A 16,599-nucleotide genomic window follows, 5' to 3' on the forward strand; every position below is an offset into this window, starting at 1 on the left:
AAACTGCCCCGCCTTGCGGCGGGGCTTTTTTATGTGGGCGATTGCCGACATTTGTAATTGGTTTCCGAGTTCATTTGCTCCGGCGGCGCTCGAACCTCCGTCGGCCGTGGGTCCGCTGCCAGCCACCAAAGTTTGATTGCGGTTTTGTGAGTGACGAACAGGATGGTCTTTGGCCCGATCACAGCTCAGCAAAATACCGGCTAAAGAGGTCCTTTGTCCGGTCTGCTGAAATCCGCTTGCGCCGCTGCTCCAAGGCCCGAAACCCTTCCTGTTTGACTGTGGGGAGGGCGATAGACCACAAGAGGCCATGCGCAAATAGATTTCTCGCTTGACCGCACCCAGCTTTCATTCGTCGCCGCAGCTGCATGTCCATGTGGAATCCGCACGGCTGCAGCGACCGGCCTGTGTGCGCAAGCACTCGGGCCAATGCACCGCCGGTTGGACCGGAAGCCTAACCGACATGCACAGAGTTCAGCCGGGTCAAGACGTTGATGTGCCAGCTTGGTTTCTCCCGATGGACAGGTGAAACTCATCACCGGCCCACCTATGTTTGACAACAACGTAACCGAATAAGTCGTCTTGTGAACATCGAGACCGACCACGACATGTTGACCCTCGAACACTCTCACAAAACACGACAGATGTGTTGCTTGCTTGACCGGGCTGAAGACGATTTTGTGTGGAGTATTCGGATATCGCAGCAGGTCGCCGCGCCGCCGTCCCGAATGGTGGGGCATCAATCCGGCCAATGTGTGAGGTGGCCAGGTTTGATTGCGGCAGAGGGTCAGCTGCGGCAGTGCATCTTCCCTATTGTCGAGCCTCTCGGCATACTTTTTATTCAATTCTAACCGTGACAGATGTGAACAAGATCTGCTGGAGCAAAGAAACTGTCCGGAGACTTGGCTATTGGCGATGCCATTTTGCAATCTTTTCCAGTATTTCCGTTTTTCTGACCGGTTTGCTCAGGAAGTCATCCATGCCGGCCTGTAGACATTTCTTTTGATCTGCAGGCATCGCGTTGGCCGTCAAGGCCACAATGGGGCATCTCTCCAAGCTCAAGTTCTTTTCTATCTCTCGAATGGATCTTGTGGCCTCAATCCCGTCCATGTCTGGCATGGACATATCCATCAGGATGATATTGGGTGATAATTTTTCGAATTGGTCCACTGCCACCCGTCCATTTTCAGCAAATGATACAGATGCCAGAGTCGATTTCAGCATCTTTTCCACAACGATTTGGTTGGTTCTGTTGTCATCGGCCACCAAAATGCTCAAATTTGAAAGGTCCAAATTGTCCTTCGGCGGGAGGGGGGCTGTATCACTCTTTGGTCCTTTGGGGGGAAGTAAGCTTCTTTTCAAAACCGACATCAAGTGATTTGATCTGATTGGCTTCAAGACCATTTCGTCAATGCCAAGTTCCTTTTTCGTGACCAGATCCAACGTGGTGTCGGTGGACGACAGGATAATCAGCGGAGCGCTCTTCAGCGCTTCAATCTGACGAAGTTTCTTGGCAAGGCCCAAGCCATCAAGGCCGGGCATTTGATAATCCTGGATAATAATTTCAAAAGGCTCTTCAGGTGAGCACTCGTCAATCAAGCGTAAGGCGTCATTGCCGGAAGACGCCAAAGTCGGCCGCATGTCCCACGAGGAAAGCCGTTCAAAAAGAATTTGACGGTTCAGAGACAAATCATCGATAATCAATATACGTCTGCCCTTCAAATCTACCCCTGTATCACAGGGAGGTGACACGGGGATCGCACAGGGGATCAGAGGAAGAGTGAGCGTAAATTCCGAGCCAACATTGGGTTCTGATTTGACCGAAATACTCCCGCCCATCAGCGCAGTGAGACGAGTGGATATCGCGAGTCCCAGACCTGTTCCCTCAAATGTTCTGGTAGCAGTGGATTCCACCTGTTCGAATTCACCGAAGATTTGCCGGATCATATCTTTGTGGATGCCGATGCCTGTATCGACAATGTTTATTTTGATGTCGTAGGCTTCACCGGCTTGTTCCCCCGAGACGTCGATGAAGACATATCCCTCAAGGGTGAATTTCACTGCATTCCCCGCGATATTCGTCAGAATCTGACGTATGCGCCCAACGTCTCCCAGAAAGGCAATTGGAAGCGTTGGGTCATAGCGCATTGTGATTTCAACACCCTTTTCAGCTCCTTTTGGGGACAGAAGGGTGACAACATCCTCGATGGCGGTTTGTAAATTGAACGGTGCCTTTTCCAGCTTGAGCTTTCCCGCCTCAATTTTGGAAAAATTGAGAATATCATTTATGATCGCGAGAAGCGCAGAGCCGGATTTGAAAATCGTTTCGGCATACATTTGCTGATCTTCATTCAGATCTGTTTCAAGCATCAGTTCCGCCATACCGATGACGCCATTCATTGGCGTTCGAATTTCGTGGCTCATATTGGCGAGGAAGTCGGATTTCGCTCTGTTTGCTGAATCAGCAGTCTTGCGGGCCAACATTAGCGCATGTTCACGCTCATCTCTTTCCGCAAATGTATCTTCAAGGACGCCAACAGACATGTTCAACGCCTGAAATTCATGAGAGGCGAACCAGGGGAGTGTTTTTGTCGGGGGGATGGCTCCTGCAATTGCATGTGACATCCGTTCGTGGATCAAGTGCAACGGGCGCATGGCCAAAACATGAGTGAGAGACAAAAAAACCAGGGACAGTGTTGCTACGGTTACAAGGGTCGTCAACAACGCCTGTGTAACATTCTGGCGGATCATTTCTTCGCCTTTGCGTGTCGACCATTCGACAATCATTGTGCCAAAGTTCATTCCCTCCAACTCGATGTGGCGCCTGAATTCTGCGACACTTTCGGGGGTTCTTTCGATATGACTTTGTGCAGAAGCGACGACTTTCCCGCTGGTGTTCAGCAGGGAGATGGAAACAAGATTGATGTTTCGTGTGACAGCCTCCTGCATCGCGGTTTCCAGGACCGGGGTATCTTCGACGAGTATCGCTTCGAGCATCAAGCCGCTGAGCAGTGACACCGTCAGGTCGGCTTGTGAGGTCAATTGGGCCTCGAGCCGTTGGGTTTCGATCCTGCGCTCAATCAGCCCAACCGCAACGGCAACACCAATTGCTGCGATAAGCAGCGATCCAACGATTTGAACCAGGATGCTTGCACGCTTCATCGTTGTCGTCCGTATTTGCTGTCTTAAAAGGAAGTGGAGTGTTCGATCGCGCGACGAACAAAGTCATAGTCGGCATCGCTGCCCTGCAGAAAACCGTGTTTGGCGACCTTCATGACATGGTCGGCGTTTTGCGGATCAACCATGATTTCTTCAATATGCGTCGAAATCTCATTGGATAGTCCAGCTGCCGCAAGCCAGGGCTTGGTGACGTTTTCAAACCTGAAAAGGGCACGGATCGGGACACCCTTGGCGACGAGCTTTAGGAAAGTGCTTTCCTTTAGGGCACCAGCCGAAAACTTCCCGGCACCGACGGCCTCTCCCACGATGTCATGGCGCCCCAGAAAAGTGTAGGAACTCAGGTCATTACCTGAGATCCCCGCATTCAGGAGATGGCTTTGTGCGAGGTATCGTCCGATCGTGGACAGTTCGTCGCCAAACGCAAAGCTTTGCCCTTTCAGATCAGCCAGGGTTTCAAATTCGCTGTCGGTGCGAACGGCAATGACGCCATTGAACCGTTTGGTCCCGTTCCTGGCTTCGATGGCAATGATCCGAACGTTCGGGTTCAGGTTCTTGACCTTGATATAGGATGCGGGACCAAATCGCGCAAAATCGACAGATCCGTTTGCCAGATTCTCGATGGCGGCATCGTAATCCTTGTCGATTTTCATCTTTATTTTTACCGGCTTGCCCAATCGCGTGGTGAGCTGATCCGACAAAAACGCCAGAAAGGGGCCGTATTTGCGGACAGTTTCGGTCGGCTTGTCCGCAGCGTAAGTCCCGAAAACCAAATTGAGTTCCGCCCGACCCAGGTTCGGAAACATCAAAACCGAGAGTAAGATCGCGAGATGGAGCAGGCGGGCGAATGTGATGCTCAACCCACTGCCCCGTGTGAAAGTCGCGGTTTTGTTACGCATTGCGGATCCCTCCGTGGTTCAAAGCTGGCACCGCATAAGGGCGCGCGTTCACCAACTGTGCCTGATGGGATCAAAATATTTCGTTAACCCACCCGGGTTTTACCTGATTTGACTCAGGCGAAGATTCCTTGGTGGCGTTAACCATTCCGTAGGATTTTCCGAGTTTTTTAATGAGATTGAAATAAAAGTTGAGGCACAACTTTAAGTATAGGCGGAACATAACGTGATCAAATCTGTCAGCCGCACCGTGTTGCACTCAGTGCTGTTTGTGCTCTTTGGAGGGCTGTTTTCGGTCTTCCTGTCGACGCCTGTTGCGGCGATCCCATCCCCGGAACTTGTTATCGGTTCAGTTTCGTCTCTCTCCCAGATCCTTACAGTTGCAATCGCAACGGTATCGGGTGTCGGCGCCATGCTGTTTGGTCGATTGGGGATAAAGCCTCGGTCTTCCAACAAAGCGAGACGAGTGCCCAGCTCTGTCAAATGGGCGCTCGCCGTGATGATCGCAGGGTTGATCGGTTTGAACGTCTGGCAATATCAAACGGCTCAACAATCTGAACAGGACAGATTGCAGGCGACACTGGTACGACCGGCGAGCTTTTCCGGAACCAAGATCCAAGACGAGACGCTTAAGGAAAAGCGGTTTTCGGCTCAGGTTGAGCACCCCTTGGCAATTTCGACAGACAGGGCAGCGCAATTGTTGAGCATGCCTGCGGGAGAATCGACCTCTTTGTTCTATGATATTCGTGAAGCCGGCGAGAACGAGATGGGAACCCTGCCGGGGTCGACCCATGTTCGGTTCCCGGATTTTCTCCAGAGCACACCGCTGGAGCCGGGACAAAGTGTAGTTCTGTTCTGCCACAACGGGAATCGAAGCTCGGAAACATGCGAGGCGCTGGCAGCACAGGGTATTGACTGTAGGTTTATTGCCGGAGGGATTGAAAAATGGATCGTCGAGGGGAGACCATTTTCGGATGCCGAGGTCGAAAGCCTGTCAGATCTGCGTGCCATCCCGGAATACCCAAACAAATCGGTGTTGATGAGCACCAGCAAATTCAAGGGTCTTCTGGAACAGGGAAACGTGCAGGTGGTGGATACAAGGTACCCGGGGGATTTTGAGGCCGGGCATCTGCCAGGTGCGGTCAATATTCCGATCCGGGCTTTGCCAACCAGCGAACTACAGTCCAGAATTGCTGACTTGCGCAGAGATTTGCCGACGGTGGCCGCGTGTTATGACCGGCGAAGTTGCTTTATGGCTCAGGTTTTGGGGCTGGAGTTGACCCGTGCCGGGTTGGACTTCAGGGGACGCTATACCACACCCTGGGACTATTTTATTCCCCCGGCACCAAAACAGCATGTGCAAAACTGGCTCGCAGATCAGCAAAAGACCCTGTGGTCTCGGGCGATTGATTATCTGGCTTCGGCGCTGGTCTGGGTTGGGGACAAAAGCCATCTGATCCTGGCGCTCATAGGTCTGTCGGTGATCACGCGCCTTCTTATCCTTCCCGTCGCGCTCAAAGCCGAGAAGGACCAGATGATCACATCGGCATCAGCAGACGAGATGTCCGACATCAAGGATCGGCTGCGAAACGATCCTGTGCGCAAAGCCCGGGCCATTCAGGCCTTCTACAAGGACAAAGGACTGACGCCGGGGCGTAACCTGATAGCTCTGTTGTTCCTGCCGGTGACCATGTTGGGGGTCTCCGCTGCGCAGCAGGCGGGGGAACGGACACAGGCTTCGCTCTTGTGGCTGGACGAATTGGGGGTACCTGACTCCAGCTATGCCGTGCCTTTGTTGTTCACAGGCTTAGCTGTTGTGTATTTGTGCTGGGCGATCGCCAAAACCCGCCGTCAGGCATGGCTATGGGCGATTTTTGGCGGCGCTGGGCTGTTCTTTCTGGTCTTTGGATTGAATGCAGCGGCCGGTCTGTATCTGTGTTCTGCCTTGGTGCTGCTCCTGTTTCAGCGGGCCTATGTTACCGGGCATCTGGCGCGAGCGCTGACATTGGGGCGGGGGCTTGTGCATCAGGTTTTCCGAACCCGGCTGCCGCGCGGCTTGGTCCCGCTGAGCGACACCGAGGCATTGATTGGTGCCGGTAACAAGGCGTATCGCCTATCGGTGCTGACCAAGGCTGGCATTCAGGTGCCCAACGGCGTCGTGTTGCGGCAGTCTGCGTTGACCGATTTCAGCGCCCTGACTGGCGCAGATCGGCGTCGGTTTTCCAACAGGGTGTGGTCTCTTGCTGGTGGGCATCTGTGCGCAGTGCGCAGTTCTGCGGCCAACGAAGATGGGGCGAGCCAAAGTTTCGCCGGTGTCTTCGAGAGTGTTCTGGATGTGCAAGAGGATGGTATGGCTGATGCTCTGGATCATGTCATCGCTTCGTTCCAGTCTGCCCGGGCATTGAGTTATGAGGGCGAAGGCGCAGCGGATGGCAATGTTCTGGTCCAGCAGATGGTAGACGCAGAATATGCCGGAGTGCTGTTCACCCAGGACCCATTGGCACCGGGCATGTGTATGGTCGAAATGGTTGCAGGGTGCGGTGAGGATCTGGTTTCCGGTCGCGTGACCCCGATCAGCCTGCGATTTGGTCGCTATACCAGAGAGCTGCTCGACGGTGACCCTGGTGAAATTGATCTTGGGCCCTTGCTGGCGTTGGGTGAGCGTATCGAGAAGATCTTTGGAGGGCCGCAGGATATCGAATGGGCTTATGCCAATGGGCGGTTTCAAATTGTTCAAAGCCGTGACATTACCACCTTGTCCGCGGGTTCGGCTCTTGAACAGGTCCGGGTCCGGGAATGGGCGCGAATCCTGATACGCTTTGCAGGTTCGACCCCGGGGCCCGCAATTCTGGAACAGGATGAAATGTCCGAAGTTTTGCCGCGCCCGACACCCTTGTCCTATTCCGTCATGGCGACCTTGTGGGCTCCGGGTGGAAGCGTTGATCTGGCGTGCCGCGACCTGGGTGTCCCCTATAAGCTGCCCGAAGGTGGCGACGGACATCTGGTCCACCTGTTTGGCAAGACATTTGTTGATGCCAAGCTGAAAGAAAGCATGACCCTGCATTTGACAGAGTCCCAGGCGCGCAAGCTGCGCAAGAAGGCATCAACCTATCCGCAGGAGTTTCGGCAGAACACAATCCCGCGGTTGGCGGAGGCGCTTTCGTTCTATCAGGCGGTGGATTACGCCAAGTTGCCTGTGGATCGGATCGTGCACAGCATTACCGAGCTTCATGATCTGTTGGTGCATGACATTTATGTCGAGGCGGAAAAGATCAATATCCTGGCTGGTTTCACCATGACCGAAGCCCGGACAGCCGCAACCGGAGATCTGAGTCTGAACAGCCATCTCATGCAGGCCGAACTTCCGCATGCGCCCAGCAGCATTATGGCACGGTGTGCCGCATTGGGCGCCACGCAGGGCAAGGCCCAGGCGCTGCGCCTGATGGGGCACCGGGCCCTGTTCGATTATGAATTGAGCAGCCCGCGCTATGGGGAGGCGACTGAATTGTTGTGGCCGTTGCTCAACACCTCTGTTCAGACTCTGGGGCCGGACCCACAGGTTCCGGCGAACCTTCCTGCGGACTTGGCGAAAACCATCGATCTGGCGATTGCCTTGCAGGATCTGAAGGAACAGGCAAAACACGAAGCCTTGCGAATCTATGCAGAGCTGCGCCGGGCATTTCTGGCCCTGGGGGAGGTCAGCACGCTGTCCGATCTGATTTTCCAATTGCGCCTGGAGGAGATCACCCAGGCAGACTGGAGCGACACGGCGGACCTTGTGGCAATGGCAGAACTCAGAAAGGCAGAGGCCGAGATCAAAAGGAAGCTTGCTCCCAAAGCGGCCTCGCTGACCTTGCGCGATTGCGAACTTTTGTCGATGGGTCTCAAATCCACGGCCCATGCGGAGTCGGCGTTGTCGGGAACCTGCGTGTCCGGCGAAGGCCAAAAGTCCGGCAAGGTGTTCTGGGTCGACCAGGACGACGGCGACCCCGAAGCGCTGTTTGAAGGTTTCGAGGACGGAGACATTCTGGTCTGTCAGATGGTCCATCCAGCATGGTTGCCATGGGTGCAACGGTCGGGAGCCGTGCTCAGTCAGGTTGGTGGGTGGCTCAGCCACATGGCAATCGTTGCTCGTGAAAAGAAGGTCATGATGCTGGTGGCCTGTTCCGGTCTCGAACAGCTGACCCACGGCGAAATGATCACCGTGGGAGAGTCCGGGGACATCGAAAAACTGTCCGTAGAGCAGAGTGTCGAAGTCGCCTGACGCTTTTCCCCGGCACGGGTTTGTCGTGCCGGGGAAACCTGCCCGTTAGGCGAAATGCTGGTCAACGATGCGTTGGACCATCGGTGCAAAATGCCAATAGTCCGGCGTGTCCATATCCGCGCGTTTTCCGGCCTCATCCAGATAGCGCACTGCAATGATTTGCTTGAGATTGGGGTTCTGTTGAAAAACCTCCACCTCTTCGGGTGTCATGGGCCCGCCCTGAAGGTTCAGAGAGTGGATCGAGGCATCGGACAGGCGGTTGAAATATTCCGGCTTTGTCGCGCACAGATACCGCTTTGCGGCCACATGGTAGCGCACGCAATCGGTGACGACGGTCGGGAAGAACTGTTCCAGAACCTTGGCACCGGCCTCTTCGTGGTACCGGTCTTCGGTGTCGTTCATGGTGAAGGTGCCAAATTCCGATGTGAAATGGCCGATGTCGTGCAACAGCGCCGAGACGATGATGATTTCGTCCTGGCCATTCTGTTCTGCGATGGCTGCGCCTTGCAGCATGTGCTCGGCCATGGTCACGGGTTCACCCAAGTATTCTTCACCGCCGCGCCGCTCAAAGATATCCCCGAGAAAGGCGACAATGTTCGTCTGGGTCAGGGTCGAAAAATCAGGTGCGTTCATTCTGCAGCTTCCTTGAATTCAGACAGGACGGCCAGGGTCGACAACAGGCCATCCTTGTCAGCATAGCATCCTTGCAGCCAACGCGATCCCGCGCCAGAGTAGCCTTTGCGGGCATGGAGCACCCGTGTGTTGTCGACGATAAAGCTCTCGCCCGGTTCCAGCTTGAATGCCACGCCCATGTCCGGGTCGTCGATGTAGGACCCCATTTGGCGGTACGCCGCGTAATAGGCTTCCATCTGGTCAAAGGGGATGTCTACAAAAGGGGCCGAAGACCGGTTGTTGAACCGGATGCCAATCAGCTGCCCATCCGGCGACAATTCGATCATCGGGCGTCGTGACCGCAGCCACACGCCATCCGTTCCCTTGTATTCGAACCGGGCCGGATATCCGGACAACAGGGCAAATCCTTCGGGATTGTCTGCGCGCAGACGTTCGGCGACGCGAAAGCCATCAACGACAATACTCTCGCCACCCTCGGCGGAGTTTTCCAGGCAATACAGGATCTGTAGGGACGGAACAGGGTCGCGATAGGGATTGTCAGTATGGGCCTGCAGACCCAGTCCAGTATAGGCCAGATTCGTAGGGTTCACTTCGGTGCGAACTTCAAAGTGGCGGCCATAGTTGGTTTCGCGCACATAGCCGAATTGGTCAGCGACCTGGATCAGCGCACCTTCGGTTGTCGGACCGGCGGTCAGTTTGGCAAAACCCAATTCCGCAATAGCGGCAAGCCAGTCTCGCTTTGCTGAAGAACTGGATTGTACCGCCGTCCAGTCAAAGCTGGGTGCGGTCCGGGCGCCGTCCCAGGTTGTCACGTTCCCGGCCAGCCAGCCCAACGGTGCGGTTTTGTCCCGGTCATAGGCATTGTTGACCAACCAGCTGATGGGGAAGGCAACGGTTTTGTCTTCAGGCGCAAAGGTCACGCTCAGGGTCTCTGCCGCGACCGAAGCCGTGGCAATGCGGGTATCTGCGGGGATGTCTCCGATGGTGATCAAACGCTGACCGTTTCCCGGCGCGCGGGTCTGGTCATCCAATGCATTGTCACGCAGCCAGACGGCATGAAACCGCAAGGGGCGGGACGTGCCATCAACAAGGGTGAGGAAGGTGCCTGAAGCATCGACGTGAACGGAACTGGACATGACTGGGTCTCCGATTTGCCTGGTTCTGGTTGCGCATCTACCCGTGAAATGACATTAAAAGAATTAATTCTTTTTGGTAAATAGGCCAGGAAAAACTAATGTCTCAATCGCGCAAGCAATCTGGGCTGCCTCCTCTGGACTGGTTGCGTGTGTTCGAGGCAGCTGGCCGACACGGGAATTTTACCGCAGCAGCCCAGGAACAAGGGGCGACACAGGCAGCCGTCAGCCAACGAATCCGCAATTTGGAAAGCTGGTTGGGACGGCCGCTGTTTTCGCGGGGGGCCCGTGGAGTGACCCTGACCGTAGATGGCGAAAGCTATTTGCCGCTGGTCCAGGAGACGCTCAGAACCTTGGAACAGGGCACGGTTGATCTGTTTGGAAAAAGCCCCCGTGAAATTCGGTTGGCCGCCCTGTCATCGCATCTGGATACGCTTGTTCTGCCGCGGGTGGTGCCGTTCTTGGCCGCCTATCCGGACCTGCGTTTTGTCACCAATTCGGTGCCACTGCGTTCGGCTTTTGCGGATGAAAGCACAGCTTTGCAATTGCGCTATGGTCGCGGGCCCTGGCCTGGGCGGCAGGCGCATCTGTTGCACCCCGAAGTGTTGCAACCCATGATGCCCACCCACTGGGATCCGGACGACTGGAAACTCCGCCCGGCGATCGAACTTCGGGGCGAACGCCCCGGATGGCAGGAATGGGCACGTGCCTTAAACCTTCCGGTGCCCCATTTCAGCGGGCTGAACGTGGATTCCATGGGGCATGCCTTGCGCGCGGCGCGGTTGGGCCAAGGCATTGTTCTGGGCTCCCGTGTGCTGGCCCGGCATTTTCTGGCAACCGATCAACTGACCCTGATTGATGTTCCGCCACTGCCCTGCGCCGAAGGGTATTGGCTGACCTGGCCGGACAGTTTTTCGGCATCCCGTCGGCGGCGCAAGCTGCTCGAAGAGTTGATCGCGGCCCTGAGCCAGCCTTAGGTGTGGCCACAGATCACGCGGGTTGCACGGCATCCGGATAAGCCGCAACAAAAGCCGAGTGTTCGGCACAGGCCACCTCTACGCCCAGCAAACGGGATAGGTCTGAAATTTCGACGCCCCAACGCCGAGCGTTGTAAAGTTGCGGCATCAGGCAGATATCGGCCAATCCCGGGCTGTCGCCGGTACAGTAGGGCGACTGGTCAAACTGTGCCAGAAGGGTTTCGAAGGCCTGCAATCCGGGGCGAATGAAATGTTTCATCCAATCGCCGGGCATTCCTTCGGCACCGCCGCTTAACCCTGTGGCATATTTGGCGACTTGCAGGTTGCAAACCGGGTGAACATCCACGGCAATAGAGTGCGCCAGCGCCTGAACCTTGGCCCTCTGTGCGGGCCCAGTTGGCAAAAGCCTCAGATCACGGGTCTGGTCAAGATAGTCTAGAATGGCCAGGGATTGGGTCAGTTGCAGCCCGTCAATCTCCAGGACCGGCACAAATCCCTGTGGATTGCGTGCCAGATGATCGCCAGATCGCTGTTCGCCCTTTGTCAGATCAATCGAAATGGCCCTGTATTCAATCCCGGCCAAATTCAGCGCAATGCGCAGTCGATAGCTCGCGGACGAGCGCCAATAATCAAATAGAATGGTGTCGGTCATCTCGTGCCCCTGTCCGTTGGCAAACAACCGGCTCGCAGGAGCCGGTTGTCATCAGTTTAGTGCGACTATGTGCAAAGGATAGCAGGATCAGGCGTCCTTGTTGAGTTCCTTGGCGTGCAACCAATCGGCGTGTTTGGGCGCTTTTTTGGTCACGGACCATTCATTCAGCATGTCCCACTTCACCTCGTCCATGCGTTTCAGCATGGCTTCTTCCTCTGGATCCGGGCAGGCCAGCTCGACACGGTGGCCATTGGGATCAAAGAAATAGATCGAATGGAAGATCGAATGGTCGGTCACGCCCAGAACATCGACGCCATTGGCCTCCAGATGCTCTTTGAATTCGATCAGGGTAGCGCGGTCCTTGACCTTGAATGCGATGTGCTGCACCCAGATCGGGGTGTTGGGGTCGCGCCCCATTTCCGGCTTGGTCGGCAGTTCAAAGAACGCCAGCACGTTGCCGTTCCCCGCATCCAGGAACAGATGCATATAGGGGTCGGGTTCATGGGTTGATGGGACATGGTCCTCGGCAATTGCCAGGATGAAATCCATGTTCAGCATCTTGCCATACCATTCAACGGTTTCCTTAGCGTCCTTGCAGCGATAGGCAACGTGATGGATTTGTTCGATTTTCATGTTCATCATTCCTCTTTCAGAGCGGCAGCCTTCAGCGCCTGGGTCAGCACGGTGCGATCACCAATGTGATTGGCCAACACCAGGATCAGCCGGGCGTTCAGCGCGTCACTGTCGGTTTTCTCCAGACCTTCGTGGGCAGACAAAAGTTCGGCATAGAAATCATCTGCGCCGTTGATGTTTGGGGTCAGGTTTAGATCGGACATGGGTGTTACTCCTTGCCTGTTGCCCGGCGGATCGCGTGCCGGAACTGGTTTTCATCAAAGCTGGGTCGACGGGCGGCGACGTGCTGGTCCGGGCGGATCAGATAGACACCGCTGTCATTGTCCCCCAGGTACCGTGCCTTGAGCGCCAACGTCGGGTCGTCCTTGACCGACAATGCCAGGCGGGTGACTTCGATGCCGTCCTCTTCGATCAGATCGGGGGCATCGGCGTCGATGGTCAGCAGAGTGAATTTGTCAGCAAGTTTCGGCAACAGGAACTCATCCCCCAACGGGACATCCGGGCAAGGTGATCCTGGCCGGGTGCGGGCCGGACCATCCAACGCATCGGCCGAATTCAATGGCGATCCGTCATAGGTGCACGGCACCGACAAACGGCCCGAATTCACCAATGGGCGGGCGAATTCATACTGTTCGCTCAGATCCAGAACCGCATCGCGCAGGACGCGGGACATATCGGATTTTGGCGTAATGAAATCGGTCGACCGCGATGAATTCAGAATGTTCTCGTCCGCGCCGTACACACGTTCGTAATCATAGCTGTCCAACAGGCTTTCGGGTGCCTTGCCGTCCATCACCAGTTTCAGTTTCCAACACAGGTTGTCGGTGTCCTGCAGGCCCGAATTTGCACCGCGAGCACCAAAGGGGGAGACCTGATGCGCGGCATCGCCGGCAAAGACCACCCGACCATGACGGAACTGCTCCATCCGGCGGCACTGGAAGGTATAAATCGACACCCACTCCAGTTCGAACTCGACCTCTTCGCCCAACATCGCTTTGAGCCGCGGGATCACGTTTTCGGGCCGCTTTTCGCGCTCCTTGTCAATGTCCCAGCCCAACTGAAGGTCAATACGCCAGACCCCATCGGGTTGCTTGTGCAACAGGGCGGACTGACCACGGTTGAACGGCGGGTCAAACCAGAACCAACGTTCGGTTGGGAATTCGGCCTCCATGATCACGTCGGCGATCAGAAAGTTGTCCTCGAACACGCGGCCGACAAAATCCTTGCCCATCATTGCGCGGATCGGGGATCCGGCCCCATCACAGGCGATCAGCCAATCGGCTTCGACGGTATAGGACCCTTCAGGGGTTTCCACTTCGACCTTGACGTGATCATCATGGGTGCCAATGGCTTCGACCTTGTTGCGGCCCCGAATTTCGATGGGTGCCCCTTCGGCCTGCAATTCGCGGACCCGGTTTACCATGTATTCTTCGAAATAATATTGCTGCAGATTGATAAAGGCGGGACGCTGGTGGCCCTCTTCGGGCAGCAGGTTGAAATCATAGACCTGCCGGTCATCAAAGAAGACCTTGCCGATGTTCCATTTCACACCCTTGTCGACCATCGGCTGGCCACAACCCAGACGGTCCAGGATTTCCAGCGGGCGTTTGGCATAACACACAGCGCGCGAGCCAAAGCTGACCTTGTCATTGTCGTCCAGCACCAGCACTTCGACACCCTGCTGGGCCAGATCAATTGCCGCGCCCAGGCCGATGGGGCCGGCGCCGACGACGATCACCTTGTGACGTGCTGGGGATGATGCATCCTGATCCGCATGGCGTTCATACGGATACAGGGGAACTTCGAAAATCTTGTTCATCTGTTCTCCTCCTGAATTCGGGCTGTGCCATGGGCACATCTTCTCTGTGTCCCGGCACGGGTCTGCGCCGGGAGGATGGTTTCATGGTCTCATCGATTGGACCGGGGCAACACGATCTGGATCAAGGTGCCCCGGGCGGCCGTTTTGGGTCAGCCTTGCAGGGCGGCCCACATGTCCAGATCGCGCTGGGCAGTCCAGATCCGCGGTGTGTCGATCCCGCGTGCTTCGTCATAGGCGCGCGCCACGTTGAATGGCAGACAGTGTTCATAGATCGCATAATCGGCGAACTTGGGGTCGCATTCGGCGCGCACCGCGTCCCAGGCTTCTTTCAGCGATCCACCGCGGGCGGCCACTTTGGCGGCCGGGCGATAGGTGCTTTCGACAAAGTCACGGGTGCTCTCGATGGCGCGGTTCACAGCCTCTTTGCCGATCAATGCACCACCGCGACCGGGCGCAATCGCGTCCACGTCAAAGGCCGCGATGTTGTCCAATGTGCTGCCCCAGTCGCCAAAATGTCCATCACCGCAATAACAGGCGGAATGGTCTTCGACGATGTCACCGGTGAACATGACGTTCTGATCCGGCACATGAATGACGATGTCACCTGCTGTATGGGCACGACCCAGATGCATCAGGTCCACACGGCGGTTGCCGAGATAGACGGTCATATCTTCGGAAAAGGTCGTGGTCGGCCATGTCAGGCCTGGGATGCTTTCGTGACCTTCGAACAGGCGGGGAAACCGTTGGAATTCGCTGTCCCAATCTTCCTGGCCGCGTTCGACAACCATTGCACGGGCGGAGTCGCCCATGATGATCTGCTGCGCATCGAACGCCGAGGCCCCCAACACGCGGACAGCGTGATAATGGGTCAGGACCACATGGCTGATCGGTTTGTCGGTAACCGAACGCACGCACTCGATGACTTTGTTGGCCAAACGCGGTGTGGCCTGGGCTTCGACGATCATGACGCTGTTGTCACCGATGATTACGCCCGAATTTGGGTCGCCTTCGGCCGTGAACGCATAGAGGCCGTCACCGATTTCGTCGAAGGTGATTTTCTTTTCTGTCATGTCCCCTTGGGACGCGAATGCTTTTGCCATTTGTCAGATCCTTATTCTGCGGGCCATGTCACGGCGGGCAGGATGGTGCCCACGCAATCGCCAAATCCAATAGTGAACCCATCGCCGCGGGCATTGCCGCGCAGGGTCAGCGTGTCTCCGTCTTCGATAAAGCCGCGGGTTTCCCCGGTGTCGAGCGTGAAGGGTTCGCGCCCGGCCCAGCTGAGCTCCATAAGAGAGCCGTATTCCTCGCGCACAGGGCCAGAAATCGTGCCCGATCCCAGCAGGTCGCCGGCGTTCATCTCGCAGCCGCCAATGGCATGGTGGCACAGCTGTTCGGCCGCCGAGTAATACATGCGGTTGTAGTTGGTTTTTGAGATAACCGACGCGCTGTCAGCGCCGTTTGGCTGCATCAAAACTTCGAGCTCGATGTCATACAGGCCGTCTTTGCTGCCGTTCAGATAGGGCAGCAATTCCTTGTCCCGCGGCGGGGTGGGCGCGCGGAAGCTCTCCAGCGCGGCGGCGGTCACGATCCATGGGCTGATCGAGGTGCCAAACGCCTTGCCCTGAAACGGGCCGAGCGGCTGGTACTCCCAGCCCTGAATGTCGCGTGCTGACCAGTCGTTCAGCAACACATAACCAAAGATCATGGCATCGGCCTGATCCACCGTCACGGGCTGGCCAAATTCTGAACCGGTGCCGACAATCGCGCCCATTTCCAGCTCGATGTCGAGCCGCTTGGAGGGGCCAAAGGACGGCATATCTGCGTCCGGTGCCTTGGTCTGGCCATTGGGGCGGTGGATCGGGGTGCCCGAAACCACAACCGACGAGGCGCGGCCATTGTAACCGATCGGAATATGCAGCCAGTTGGCGGGCAGATCCGGAGAGCCGCGCAGGATGGCCCCCATGTTCTGGGCGTGCTGCTTGCCGGCATAAAAGTCGGTGTATTCGCTGACACCAAAAGGCATGTGCAGCGTGACATCGGCCATTGGAACCAGCAACGGTTCGACCTTGTCGCGTTCGGCGGCCCCATCGGAGAGCAGAGCAATCAGGCGATCACGCAGGGCGGCCCAAACGGCAGGCCCTTCGTCCATCAGGTCGTTCCAGATGGGCAGTTCGAACAGGGCATAATCTGCAAGCGTGATCAACCCGGCGTCTTCAGCGGCCTGCATGTCCAGGATCATGTCACCGATGGCGACCCCGCAACGGGCATCGTCGCTATCGGTTGAAAACACGCCATACGGCAGGTTGTTCAGCGGGAACGGGTGGTTGGCATCATTTGCCGATGTCACCCAGCTTGTCATCAAGGGCATTGGTTTTCCTTTGTCGGGAGGTGCGTGCAAGCACACACCCTACATTG

At 56.3% G+C, this 16,599-nt stretch carries 12 protein-coding genes; 2 read left to right on the top strand and 10 right to left on the bottom strand.

The features are described from left to right. Positions 1–903: 903 nt before the first annotated feature. Both QEZ52_RS03025 and QEZ52_RS03030 read right to left on the bottom strand, forming a co-directional pair. Positions 904–3,159 (bottom strand): response regulator, encoded by a 2,256-nt coding sequence (locus tag QEZ52_RS03025; protein ID WP_406647868.1) that lies wholly within the window; start codon positions 3,157–3,159, stop codon positions 904–906. 23 nt (positions 3,160–3,182) lie between these two features. Continuing rightward, positions 3,183–4,073, bottom strand: coding sequence for a PhnD/SsuA/transferrin family substrate-binding protein (locus QEZ52_RS03030; protein WP_406647869.1), 891 nt, complete (start codon positions 4,071–4,073; stop codon positions 3,183–3,185). Between the two features lie 463 nt (positions 4,074–4,536). Between QEZ52_RS03030 and QEZ52_RS03035 the strand changes: the two genes are divergently transcribed. Continuing rightward, positions 4,537–8,334, top strand: a complete 3,798-nt coding sequence (locus QEZ52_RS03035; protein WP_406647871.1) for a PEP/pyruvate-binding domain-containing protein — start codon at positions 4,537–4,539, stop codon at positions 8,332–8,334. A 45-nt stretch (positions 8,335–8,379) separates the two neighbouring features. Here the strand turns inward: QEZ52_RS03035 and QEZ52_RS03040 are convergent, their stop codons facing one another. Further along, positions 8,380–8,967, bottom strand: coding sequence for an HD domain-containing protein (locus tag QEZ52_RS03040; protein WP_406647873.1), 588 nt, complete (start codon positions 8,965–8,967; stop codon positions 8,380–8,382). Continuing rightward, positions 8,964–10,103: a gamma-butyrobetaine dioxygenase gene (locus QEZ52_RS03045; protein WP_406647875.1), complete on the bottom strand. Its 1,140-nt coding sequence runs from the start codon at positions 10,101–10,103 to the stop codon at positions 8,964–8,966. Before QEZ52_RS03045 ends, QEZ52_RS03040 begins: the two co-directional genes overlap by 4 nt. Positions 10,104–10,201: 98 nt before the next feature. Here QEZ52_RS03045 and QEZ52_RS03050 point away from each other — a divergent pair, with 98 nt between their 5' ends. Then, on the top strand, positions 10,202–11,077 hold the full coding sequence (locus QEZ52_RS03050) for a LysR family transcriptional regulator (RefSeq protein ID WP_406647876.1): 876 nt from the start codon (positions 10,202–10,204) through the stop codon (positions 11,075–11,077). 13 nt (positions 11,078–11,090) lie between these two features. Here the strand turns inward: QEZ52_RS03050 and maiA are convergent, their stop codons facing one another. From maiA to fahA, 6 genes are all read right to left on the bottom strand, one after another. Then, positions 11,091–11,729 carry a maleylacetoacetate isomerase gene (gene maiA / locus QEZ52_RS03055; protein ID WP_406647877.1) on the bottom strand — a complete coding sequence of 213 codons (639 nt, stop codon included), beginning with the start codon at positions 11,727–11,729 and terminating at the stop codon, positions 11,091–11,093. Between the two features lie 87 nt (positions 11,730–11,816). Beyond that, the gene (locus tag QEZ52_RS03060; protein ID WP_406647878.1) at positions 11,817–12,362 is read right to left on the bottom strand and encodes a VOC family protein; all 546 of its coding nucleotides are present in this window, start codon (positions 12,360–12,362) and stop codon (positions 11,817–11,819) included. A 5-nt stretch (positions 12,363–12,367) separates the two neighbouring features. Then, positions 12,368–12,565, bottom strand: a complete 198-nt coding sequence (locus QEZ52_RS03065; RefSeq protein WP_406647879.1) for a DUF2783 domain-containing protein — start codon at positions 12,563–12,565, stop codon at positions 12,368–12,370. A 5-nt stretch (positions 12,566–12,570) separates the two neighbouring features. Continuing rightward, positions 12,571–14,181, bottom strand: coding sequence for an FAD-dependent oxidoreductase (locus tag QEZ52_RS03070; protein ID WP_406647880.1), 1,611 nt, complete (start codon positions 14,179–14,181; stop codon positions 12,571–12,573). Between the two features lie 149 nt (positions 14,182–14,330). Further along, positions 14,331–15,281, bottom strand: a complete 951-nt coding sequence (locus QEZ52_RS03075) for an MBL fold metallo-hydrolase (protein WP_406647881.1) — start codon at positions 15,279–15,281, stop codon at positions 14,331–14,333. 11 nt (positions 15,282–15,292) lie between these two features. Beyond that, positions 15,293–16,552: a fumarylacetoacetase gene (gene fahA / locus QEZ52_RS03080; RefSeq protein WP_406647882.1), complete on the bottom strand. Its 1,260-nt coding sequence runs from the start codon at positions 16,550–16,552 to the stop codon at positions 15,293–15,295. Positions 16,553–16,599 lie beyond the last annotated feature (47 nt).

Source organism: Aliisedimentitalea scapharcae, assembly GCF_045277565.1.
Taxonomy (GTDB): Bacteria; Pseudomonadota; Alphaproteobacteria; order Rhodobacterales; family Rhodobacteraceae; genus Aliisedimentitalea; species Aliisedimentitalea scapharcae.